The organism is Paenibacillus sp. sgz302191 (assembly GCF_057749925.1).
On sequence record NZ_JBYLHY010000002.1, the window covers coordinates 122,685 to 134,276 of the forward strand.

Consider the following 11,592-nt stretch of genomic DNA (forward strand, 5'->3'; position numbering starts at 1 on the left):
CTCTGCTTCTTCATTGCTCTCAAAGCCTCCTATAAAATACCGTAATTTTTCCCGGTCGCCGTGCAATACAAGCATCTGCGCCCAATCGGAAGCAAGACTTTGATAACAGGCCTGCAGACCAACAGGGATCTTCAGAGATGTCATGCCTGTATGCTTCGCCATCATGGCTTCCATCTCGCCTCCCACGCGCATCCCGCCTTCATGCCAGAGCGGCCAATTGATCGATAGTGTCCGTCCCTTGCGCTTTCCTTGAGAAACGAGACTGCTGCGATAATTCGCATAAGCATCCATAAAAGCATTCGCTGCGGCATAGTCTGCCTGACCCGGATTGCCGACCGCTCCGGCAATCGAGGAGAACATCATAAAGAAATCCAGATCCATGGCGCCGGCAGCTTCGTCCATATTTACTAAACCTGCCACCTTGGGGGCGAGAACCTCATTGAAGTGTTCGGCGGACTTTTGAATCATATAGGCATCGCGTGTAACGCCTGCGCTGTGAATAATGCCATCGATGCCGCCGAACCGTCTTACTGATTCACGTATAAGCTCCTCAACTGCTGCGGGATCTGTCACATCCATCTGTCGATAGACCACTTGAGTTCCGTGCGCTTCGATTTCTTTCAGCTTGGCTCGCTTCTCCGCGTTCAGCGGGGATCGGCCAGACAAAATCAACACGCCATTGCCGACCTGCTCCGCCATATCTTTCGCAAAAATCAACCCTAAACCGCCTGCTCCGCCTGTTATGATATAGACCCCTTGCTTTTTCCAAGGGATTGCCTGTTCTTCATTTGGAATGGGCGTTTCCTTCCAGAAACATACAGATCGTTGAGAGCCCGCATAGCGAATTCGCTCGTCATCAGGCAATTGGCTGTTCTCGTTCAATATGGCTGCCAAAACGTCGGAGCCAATGTCCGCCTCGACTTCGAGGACTTGTCCGCGGATACGCGGATTTTCCGCTTGCGCTGTTTTCAACAGAGCGCCGAGCGCCGCGCACAGTCGGCTTTCTGCACGCAAGGGCACGACAAGCTGCATGAACACGCTGCGTTCAGTTCTCGTTCTCAACAGCGCTTGAATGTGTTCAAACATCTGAAGCGCATAGCTCTGATATTTTTCGGCCGGGCCTGACAATTTCGAATTCAAAACAAGACAGCGGACTCCGCTCATCCGGCTCTCAATCTGTTCTGCCCAATCAGCCTTGGGATCACATAAAATAATCCAATGATCCCCGTAATCAGCCGATGATGCTTGCAACGTAATCGGCTGATTACGCCATTCCGCATGAAGCCTCAATGTATCCTTCGTATCCCTGGCTGCCCGAATCCGGACTCCAGCAAGTTCCGCGCAAGAAATACCTTTCATCCGTACCAGGACTTTTCCTTCTTGGTCGCACAAATCAATATCCATGATTGTCTCTTTATTGCCCCGCACATCCGTTTCACTGTCAACCTGATATCGAATCCAGGCCCACATGGAAGAACCGCAGGCTCCAAAGATGTCCAGTTCTTGCAAAGCGTTAGGCAACAAAAGTCGGATATTCGCGGCATCTCCCATGCCCAAACCAAGCATACTTTGGAGTGCCGCATCCATTAAGCTCGGATGAAGAATGTAGGGCTTTAATGTCTGATTCAAGGATTCGGGCAGCGCAAGCTTAGCCAAAACTTGGCCATGCCCCGCGTACAATTCCTGAATAGCCCGCTGTCTTGGACCATATTCGATACCAATCGAACGAAACGTATCATAAATATCCGTAGAGGAATATCGGTTTATCGAGCAGGATTCCCGAATGGTCAGAAGATCCAGGGAAGGGGGGTGATGAACCTGATGCAAAACGGCGCTTCCCTGGCTGTACCATACAGGCTCTCCTTCCTGTTCCTCCTGCTCACTGAATATGTCAAAGGTTATGTCCCCTTCTTCCTCCGGTGTTAAACGGATGTGAATCTGAACGGGCTTATCTACTGCCAAGGGACGCGTCCAAAGTACGTTATATAGGCGAATCCCCCATTGATCCGCAGTTGCAAGATCAGCCGGGCGGCCATCCAACGCGGCCTTGACGGCTGCACGCGCCATCTCCAGATGTACGACACCCGGCATAACAGCCCGCCCTTGCACAGCATGATCCTTCAAGAAAAATTCCTGACCTGTAAAGGCGGAGCTGTACCGCATTTCCTCAAAAATAGAGCTGTTTTGTTGAACCAACGGATGAAGCGCAGCAATAAATCCCGCTCCCGCTGCGAGTTCCCTAATGGCGCCCTCGGGCACCCAATAACGCTCTTTGGCAAAGGGATACGTGGGCAGGCTGATGCGACGCAGTTTATGTTTGTTCGAGCCATATAACAGACTCCAATCCAGCGTGATTCCCTTCACCCAGAAATCAAGCAGCGTACCGTATTTCTTACGCTTGATCCATTTCTCAACAGCTTCTTTCAACTCCTCATCGTCTCCGAAAAAGCTCAACAATTCCTTGTGCGCCTTAACATGCCCGCGATACATATCCTCCGCTTCCTCATGGCCTTCCAGGAACATATTCAGCTTGGCTTCCAGTTCACGAATCGATACAGCCGTCAGCGCCAATCTTTCTTCCAGAGCCTCCCGTCCAATCTGGAGCGTATAAGCAATATCCGGCAAATCCCCGTCAGAGAAGCCGCCGTCACTTAAAGCCAATCGGAGACGTTCCGCCTGCTGGCGGAGCTGCTGTTCATTTTTTGCCGATAACACGATAAGAGCCGGGTTCTGTATCGTGATGAGAGGCATCGCCCGTTCCCGGCTATCCGGTATATATTCTTCAATCACAATATGAGCATTCGATCCCCCTGCGCCAAAGGAAGACAAGCCTGCAATTCTCGGATACTCTCCGGTCATCTCTCGATCCCTGATGACGGGACGCTGCCATTCCGCCAACTTCTGTTGAACGAAGAAGGGGGTATGGTCGAAATCGATATGCGGATTGAGCGCTTCCGCGTGTAAAGAAGGAACTAACTGACCGTGTTTCATTTGCAGCAAAATTTTGGTCAATCCGGCAATTCCCGCCGCGCTTTCGGCATGCCCGATATTCGACTTTACCGAACCGATTGCGCAGAATTGCTTGTCCTGGGTATATGCCTGAAATGCCTTCGTTAATCCTGAGATTTCGATCGGATCGCCAAGAGAGGTCCCCGTGCCGTGCGCTTCGACGTAACTGACCTTCCGCGGATCAACGCCCGCCTCTTTCAAGGCACTGGCAACGACGGCTGATTGCGCATTGACGTTCGGCACTGTATAACCATTTGTCTTGCCGCCGTGGTTGATGGAAACCCCTTTAATGACACCGTATATGTGATCTCCATCAGCAACGGCCTTATCCAAAGGTTTCAAAAGCACAGCGCCTACGCCTTCTCCAGGCACATAACCGTCTCCGCCCTGACCAAAGCTTTCACACCTCCCTTTGCTCGATGCGAATTTTCCGTGCTCAAGCGCCAGGTACTTATTCGGATGAATGGAGAGGTTGACCCCTCCGGCAATCGCTAATTCACAACCCCTGCTTTTGATGCTTTGGCATGCCAAATAAATCGCTGTCAGGGAAGAAGAACACATCGTGTCGATCGCCATGCTTGGTCCATGAAAGTTAAAAAAATACGAAACCCTGTTGGCAATGGACGATGAGTTTCCGGAGAGTGCCACCGAGCGGCCCCGTACCTGTTCCTGCGCGCCGTACAATTGGTACTCCTGGTACATGACCCCTACAAAGACGCCCACGTTCCCGCCCAAGCCTCCGTCTGCGCTTGCCTGAAAAGATTTTCGCGTATATCCGGCATCTTCCAGCGTTTCATAAGCGCATTGCAGAAATAAACGTTCCTGGGGATCCATGGTCTCCGCATCTCTCGGCGCTATTTGGAAGAAGAGGGGATCGAACCGATCCGCACCTTCCAGAAAGCCGCCCCATTTGCTGCCCCTGTTCTCGCTATGATCCCAGCGGTCCAAAGGAATCTCCGTTACGCAATCTATGCCCTGCTGTAAATTGTGCCAATACTCTTGTATATGGTTCGCTCCGGGGTATTTCCCGGCTAATCCTATGACCGCAATATCCAGAGCTCCGCTCTCCGCATACCCCTGAACGGTTTTCTCTGATATATCGGCAATGGCTGATGGTTTGCTCTTGTGTTCAGTTCCTGTCTCCATATAAGAAGAGACTCCCAATACATCCATAAACGATTGCCGATAGCTCCCCAAGAAATGAGCCGTCAATTCCCGAAGGTTCTGATATTCAAAAAACAACGTTTTGGGCAGCGGCCCGAACGATGATTCTAATTGACTCGTTAATTGAACTGCCATTAAGGAATCAATTCCATATCTCTCGATCGGAGCATCCGATTCGATGCGATGCGCCGGAAGCTTAATCACGGGGGACAGCAATCGCTTGATATAACCCTCCGCTTTATCCCTTAGCCATTGGTTGAAGTCTGCCGAGAAAGCTTCCCCTGAATTTGGGGAAGTTGCTGCTTGCGGCGGCGTCACGTGCTCCGAGATTGCATGGCGGTTCTCCTCTATCAGAGAAGCCGCCAGACTCTGCAAGTCAATAGGCTCGGCGAATACAGCAGGATCAAGCTCAAAGCCGTATTCCCGCTGAAGCATCCGGGCCAGTTCGGTCCGCTGGACCGCGTCCAGCCCCTGATCGAACAGGATTGCATCGTCCACATCGCTTATTCCCACCTTCAAGAGCGAAGCGATGGTTTCCCGCAGAGTTATTTTTACAGTATCGATGGATAGGTGAACTGCATGTGAGCCGCCCTGAAAAGCTGCTTGCACGGGATTCGAAGGGCCGGATTGCCCGGCATGCTCCAAGGCCAAACGCTTGAATTGCTGAACGGCATCCTCCGGATCTATTTTTCCTTCTTTAATTAGCTGATACAAGGATTTCAATTTGGGTTGGTTAGCCATATGCCCCTCCTGCCCCGATGCGAGACCGCAGGATCTGTTCAACTTCCTCTTCCGACCAGTCACCCTCGGATATTTGCTTGGTAAGCCGGATATAGAACTCGGTTTCACTGGCATCTATAGACGATTCCGATTCCAATACCCAGGTCGAAAATCCTTTCATTCGCACACATACGATCCCTTCCTCGTCGCAAATATCAATATCCACTGTCCGTGACTTGTCATCCGCATTTTCATCCTTGCTGTAACGAATCCACGCCCACATGCCGGAAGCGTTCGTATCCCGCAAGATGTCTACGGTTTGCAGCGCAAAGGGTACCGACAGCTGCAAATTCACTGATCCGTATACGAGACCAATTGATGCCTGGAAGGCTGAATCGATCAGACCGGGATCGAGGAAGCAGGAGTCTTGTACACGACTCGCCAAGGATGTCAGTGAAAGCTTTGCTGCAACTTGATCGGTTCCTATATAAATTTTGTCTATTCCGCGATGGCTTGCGCCATACTCAATGCCCATCCGTTTGAACGCATCGTAGCAGTCGCCGGAAGTAAGCGCCGCGGATTTGCATTGAGACAGCAAGGCTTCTATATCCAGGTTGAAATTCCCGGATTTTGCAACAAGCTCGGCACTTCCGCTGCTGTACACAGCAGATTTCGCCGTGTTGTCTTCCCCTGATCCGCTGTAAATCTCAAAGTTCATGGAACCCTTGCCCGTTTGCGTTAATCCGATATGAACCTCAAGCAGCGGATTCCTGAAAGCAAGGGGGCGGTGCCAGACGATTTCCTTCAACCGAATCATCGTCTGATCCGCACGCGATAAGTTTGCCGCCTCATGAATAGCCGCTCGAACCATCTCCAGGCAAGCTGCCCCTGACAAAACCCGTTCTCCTCGCACCGTATGATCAGCCAGGAAAAACTCTTTTCCTGTAAAAACGGAGCTGAATTGAGTTCCCGAAAAATCCGACACGTTGCGGTGCAGCATCGGGTGAATGAAAGAAGAGCAATCAGCCCCCTCCTGATTACCGCTCGTCTGCACGAAGTCATCTGCAATCCAGCAGCGTTCCTTCGCGAACGGATAAGTTGGCAGACTGATGCGGTTAGGCTTCTCTGAACCGTACAACAAGTTCCAACATAAAGGTTGGCCCTTCACCCATACTTCCGCAGCCTGGTCCAGACGGTCGGTGCGAAGCCAATGCTGCAAAGCAAGCTGAGCTTCTTCTTCCGTTTCAAAAATTTCCGCATTGCTCTTACTAACCTTTGCATTCCACATTTGGGCGGAAGGACGACCCTGAATAAAATCGTCGAACGCCTTCACCGCATCTTCAACAAAATACGCCACAAATGCCAGTCGATAGTCCATACCGCCGCGCCCTACTTGCAAGGTATAGGCGAAATCCTGCAAATCCGCATCTTTTTCAATTTCAAGCCAGCTTTTCATTGCCTGCGCATAACGTATCAACTGCTCCCGGCTTTGAGCCGATAATACGATGAGAACAGGCTGATCGCCTCTGGCGTCAGCTTGTTTCAGCTTCTTGTCCGGCTTGCGATATTCCTCAATCACAAGATGGGCATTCGTTCCGCTGTATCCAAAGGCGCTTACACAGCAGCGAAGAGGAGACGATGATTTCCCCTGCAAAGGTTTCACTTCCGTATTGGCATAAAAAGGTGAATTCTTGAAGTTGAAATGCTGATTCGGCTCATTAAAATGAAGAGTCGGTACCAGCTTTTTATGTTTAAGACACAACAAAACCTTATGCACACTGGCGACTCCGGCAGCAGCGGACGTATGGCCGATATTACTTTTCACTGATCCGATCGCGCAAAACTGTTTGTCTTCCGTATGCTCTTTAAATACCTTCGACAGCGCCTCCAGTTCGATCGGATCGCCAAGCTTGGTGCCCGTGCCATGCATTTCCGCATAACGGATTGATTCCGGAGAAATATCGTATTTTTGATAAATGTCACGGACCAATTCTATTTGGCTGCTCATACTGGGCGCAGTGATCCCATTCGTTTTGCCGTCCTGATTCATACCGGATCCGATAATGACTCCATAGATATGATCATGATCCGCTTCAGCATCCTCCAACCTTTTCAGCACCAATGCTCCGACACCTTCCCCGGGAACAAAGCCGTTGGCGCTGTTATCAAAGCTCTTGCATTGACCGTCCGGAGACAACATCCCCGCCGAGCACATGTCCAAAAAGCTGTCCGGCGACAAATACAGCGTCACCCCGCCAACCAACGCGATGTTCACTTCCCGGTTCAAAAGCGCCTGGCTTGCCAGGTGGGCAGCTGCCAAAGAGGATGAGCAGGCTGTATCAATCGAGATTGCAGGGCCTTTCAGATTCAAAAAATACGGAATGCGTGCTGCGGCAATCGCTGCACTGTTGCCTGTCGTACTCGAAATGCCAGTCTTGCTGCTGCTCGTCCTGCGGCCGTACTCGTTACCCATCATGCCCAGGTAGACGCCGCATTTTTGATTGTTCAATTCATCAGGACCGTATCCTGCATCCTCGAAGGCTTTATAGGCTTCCTGTAAAAAGATGCGCTGTTGAGGATCTATCATCTCCGCCTCACTCGGTGAAATATTGAAAAATAATGGGTCGAAGTATTCGATTTCATCCAGTACCCCGAGCCATTTGCAATACATAGGACCGGCTTGACCCTGCCCCTGTTTGTAATAACGGTTAATATCCCAACGATCCGGGGGAATTTCCCTGACGGAATTTTTGCCGGCAACGAGGTTTTGCCAATATTGATCAACATCCTCCGCACCCGGGTATCTGCCGGAAATTCCCACAATCGCCACAGCTTCTCTGCAAGCTGGGTTTTCCGTATAGTGCGCTTGCTGATTAGCCTTGCCAGCAGGAGGATGTTCGGCGCCGGCAAGCTTGTCTTCTTTCGCAAGTCCGACAGCATCCGGAACTGCCTGACTGACTGGAACGGCTTCGATTTCTTTCGGGACGTTCTCCGGGACGTTCTCCGGGACCTTCTCCGGGACCTTCTCTTCAATCCGCTCGTTTTGCAACAGTCCTGCAAGCTGGCGAATCGTCGGATAATCATAGATGACGGTAGCCGCAAAAGAAGTTCCGTAATCTTTGTTAATCATACGAACCCATTCCACGCCTATGATCGAGTCCATTCCCATATCGATTAACTTTTGATCAGGATCGATTTGACCGGGATCGATATACAAAGCAGCAGCGAGACTGGACGCTAATTCCTTCCGGATCGCTGCGGCGGATTTGGCAGGAAAGACGCTTGGCGCAGAGCGCTGCGGAGCCGCAAGCTCTGCTTCGTTTGCCACCGGCGTCAAAGCAATGCCGCTTGGTTTATCGGCCTGGCTCGAAGCAAATTCTCCCGCCATTCCGACTGGCGGCAAATTACGCTTCGGACATGTCGTCGGCTCTATGTCCTCTGCCGGCAGGTTTGACAGCTGAGCCTCTACGGCTGCAGGTATTTTGTCTTCTGACCTGGCGATCCAATAGCGGCCCTTCGCAAACGGATATGTCGGCAAAGAGATGCGACCTGGCTTCACATCGCCGTATAATAAGTTCCAGTTCACATGCAAGCCGTTCACCCAAAGCTTAAGCAGCTTGCTGTACTTCTTTTTTTGAATCCATGCTGCAATTGTTTCTTCCATATCTTCATCGTTGGCGTATCCATCAAGCCCCGTTTGAATGAGCTTGGCTTGCCCGAGGAACACGTCTTCCAGCGAGGCCTGATCATTCAAATAGGCCAGCAATTTGGCCTCAAGCTCCTGTACCGAGTCCACCTTAACAGCCAGCCGTTCTTCCATAGGCTCCCGTCCCGTCTGGAGGGTGTATGCCATCGAGAGCAAATCGCCATCCGTTAACGGCCATTCTCGAATCGCGGTTACCATACGCTCGACACGACCGCGAAGCTGCTCCTCATTTTTGGCGGAAAGCACAATAAGCACAGTACTCTCCGCCGCCGAAGCCGAGCAGCCCGCCGCTGGCTGCCCGGGAATATATTCCTCGACCAGTATATGGGCGTTGGAACCTCCCGCTCCAAAAGAGGAAATGCCTGCAATTCTCGGAAACTCCCTCATTTCCCCGTCTACCTCAACCAACGGACGCTGCCACTCAGCCAGCTCCTGCTGAACGATAAAGGGCGTACTGCCAAAATCAATATGAGGATTCAATACCTTGGAATGCAAAGAAGGCGCCAACTGCCGATATTTCATTTGCAGAAGGATTTTCGTCAGTCCAGCGATGCCGGCACTGCTCTCTCCATGTCCGATGTTTGACTTTACTGAGCCTATAGCACAGTACTGCTTGTCTTGCGTAGACGCTTGGAACGCTTTAGCCAGACCTGTAATTTCGATGGGGTCTCCCAAAGAAGTGCCTGTGCCGTGAGCCTCGATATAGCTGATCGTTCGCGGATCAATACCCGCTTTCTTCAAGGCTTTGTCAATTACTTTGGCCTGCGCGTTCGGATTCGGGACCGTATAGCCGTTCGTTTTTCCGCCATGATTAATTGCGCTTCCTTTAATTACTCCATAGATGTGATCCCCGCCGGCAATGGCCTTTGAAAGCGGCTTAAGCAGGAGAGAACCTACGCCTTCGCCAGGCACATAACCGTCGCCGCCTTCGCCAAAGCTTTCACAGCGCCCTTTACTGGAGGTAAAATGGCTTTGCTCCAGTGCCAAGTATTTATTCGGATGCACAGACACATTCACGCCTCCGGCAATCGCCAGCTCACAATCGCCCGATAGTATGCTGCGGCAAGCCAAATGGATCGCCGTTAAGGAAGATGAGCACATCGTGTCTATCGCCATACTCGGTCCGTGGAAATCAAAAAAATACGATACGCGGTTCGCAATCGAAGATGGATTTCCCGAAAGCGTAACGGTCCTTCCCTTTGCTTGCTCCTGCGCTCCATACAACTGGTACTCTTCGTACATGACCCCGACAAATACACCGACAGCATCCGGACTCGCGCTGCCATTCGCGCCGATCGGAGCTCGGGACGCATACCCGGCATCCTCCAACGTCTCATAGACACATTGCAAAAACAAGCGTTCCTGCGGATCCATCAATTCCGCCTCGCGAGGCGAAATCGAAAAGAAGAGCGGATCGAATTGATCCACTCCATCTACAAAGCCGCCCCATTTGCTGTGCGTATACTGCTTATAATCCCAGCGGTCTGCGGGGATTTCGGCAACGGAATCTTTGCCTTCCTTCAAGTTCCTCCAAAACTCCCTGATATGGCCGGCTCCCGGGTATCGTCCCGCCAACCCGATAATGGCGATATCCGCCGCTCCGGCCTGCTGTTCATCTTTGGACTCGATAAGCCGCGTATGGCTTATCTGCGGAACCGAAGACCACGCCGTTTCTTTATCGGCTGCTTTGTCTGCGTACCCGAGCTTGTCTTTCAATCGTTCCGGATATACTTGCAAGAAATACGCCGTCAATTCGGCTATATTGGGATATTCATAGAATAGCGTTTTCGGTAAAGATCCGAATACCTGCTCCAGTTGATTCGTCATTTGCATAACCATAATAGAATCAATTCCGTACTGTTCGAACGGGATCTCGGCCTGGATACGTGCCGGCGGGAGCTTGATGACGGAGGAAAGCAACTTTTTCACATAAACAGCCGCTTGCTCCTCCAACTCGTGATCTCCTGCCTGCAGGTCGGCCGGACTTTGTTTTCCGGCTTCTGCTTTCGGAGCTTCTATATCCGCCTCGGGAGCTCCTGCGGCTCCCTGAAGCTTCCGCGCATCGCCTTTGATCACCGCTACCTGTTCCTGTCCCGAAGCCACACTTTGATAAAAAGCATGAATGCCGCAAGCTGTGTCAATCGCCAGCATCCCTGTACTGTGCTCGATCATTTGTTCGAATCTAGGGTCGATCTGCATGCCGCCTTCTTTCCACAACGGCCAGTTGATCGAAATTGTGCGTCCTTTTCGTTGGTTGTGAGCCATCAAACCATTGCGATATTTGGCGTAGGCGTCCATAAAAGCATTAGCTGCCGCATAATCCGCTTGGCCCGGGTTGCCTAAAATTCCTGCCGTCGAGGAAAAAATGATAAAAAAGTCAAGCTCCATCGCCGCTGTGGCATGATCCAGATTGAGCAATCCCGTCACCTTGGGGGCAAGCACCTCCATGAACTGCTCTCTGGTCTTCTTGATAATGAAATTGTCGCGAATGATGCCTGCGCTGTGAATGATTCCATGAATTCCTCCGAATTCTTCACGAATACTTTGAACCAGTTGGATGACCTCTGTCTCGTCAGCGACATCGGCCTGCCGATACGAAACGCGAACGCCCAATCGTTCAATTTCGCGGAGACTGGCTTCTTTTTTCTCATTAAGCGGGGAACGGCCTACAAGAATCACGATCCCCTCTTTCACCTTCCGGGCAATCTCCTTCGCAAAGAGAAGACCCAACTCCCCTGCTCCGCCCGTAATCAGGTAAACGCCGCGGTCAACCCAAGGAATCGCGGAATCCTGTTGGGATGATTCCACCTCGCTCCAACTGGCGACGTATCTTTCGCCATCCTGATACCGAATCCAATGATCGTCGAGGAAACGGCTGTTTGCTTCCAATAAGGCTTCGATTTCCGCTTGACTCCTGTCCGTCGTCTCCACTTCGATGATTTGCCCGTTAAAGTTCGGATTTTCCAGTTGAGCTGTTTTTAGCAGAGCGGAAA

2 pseudogenes are annotated in these 11,592 nt (G+C 51.3%); both read right to left on the reverse strand.

Annotation, left to right across the window (positions count from 1 at the left end):
* Window positions 1–210: 210 nt before the first annotated feature.
* Window positions 211–4,704 (reverse strand): annotated as a pseudogene (locus AC3G2T_RS03095) (SDR family NAD(P)-dependent oxidoreductase); the annotation flags it as partial.
* Between the two features lie 349 nt (window positions 4,705–5,053).
* Window positions 5,054–11,365 (reverse strand): annotated as a pseudogene (locus AC3G2T_RS03100) (SDR family NAD(P)-dependent oxidoreductase); the annotation flags it as partial.
* Window positions 11,366–11,592 lie beyond the last annotated feature (227 nt).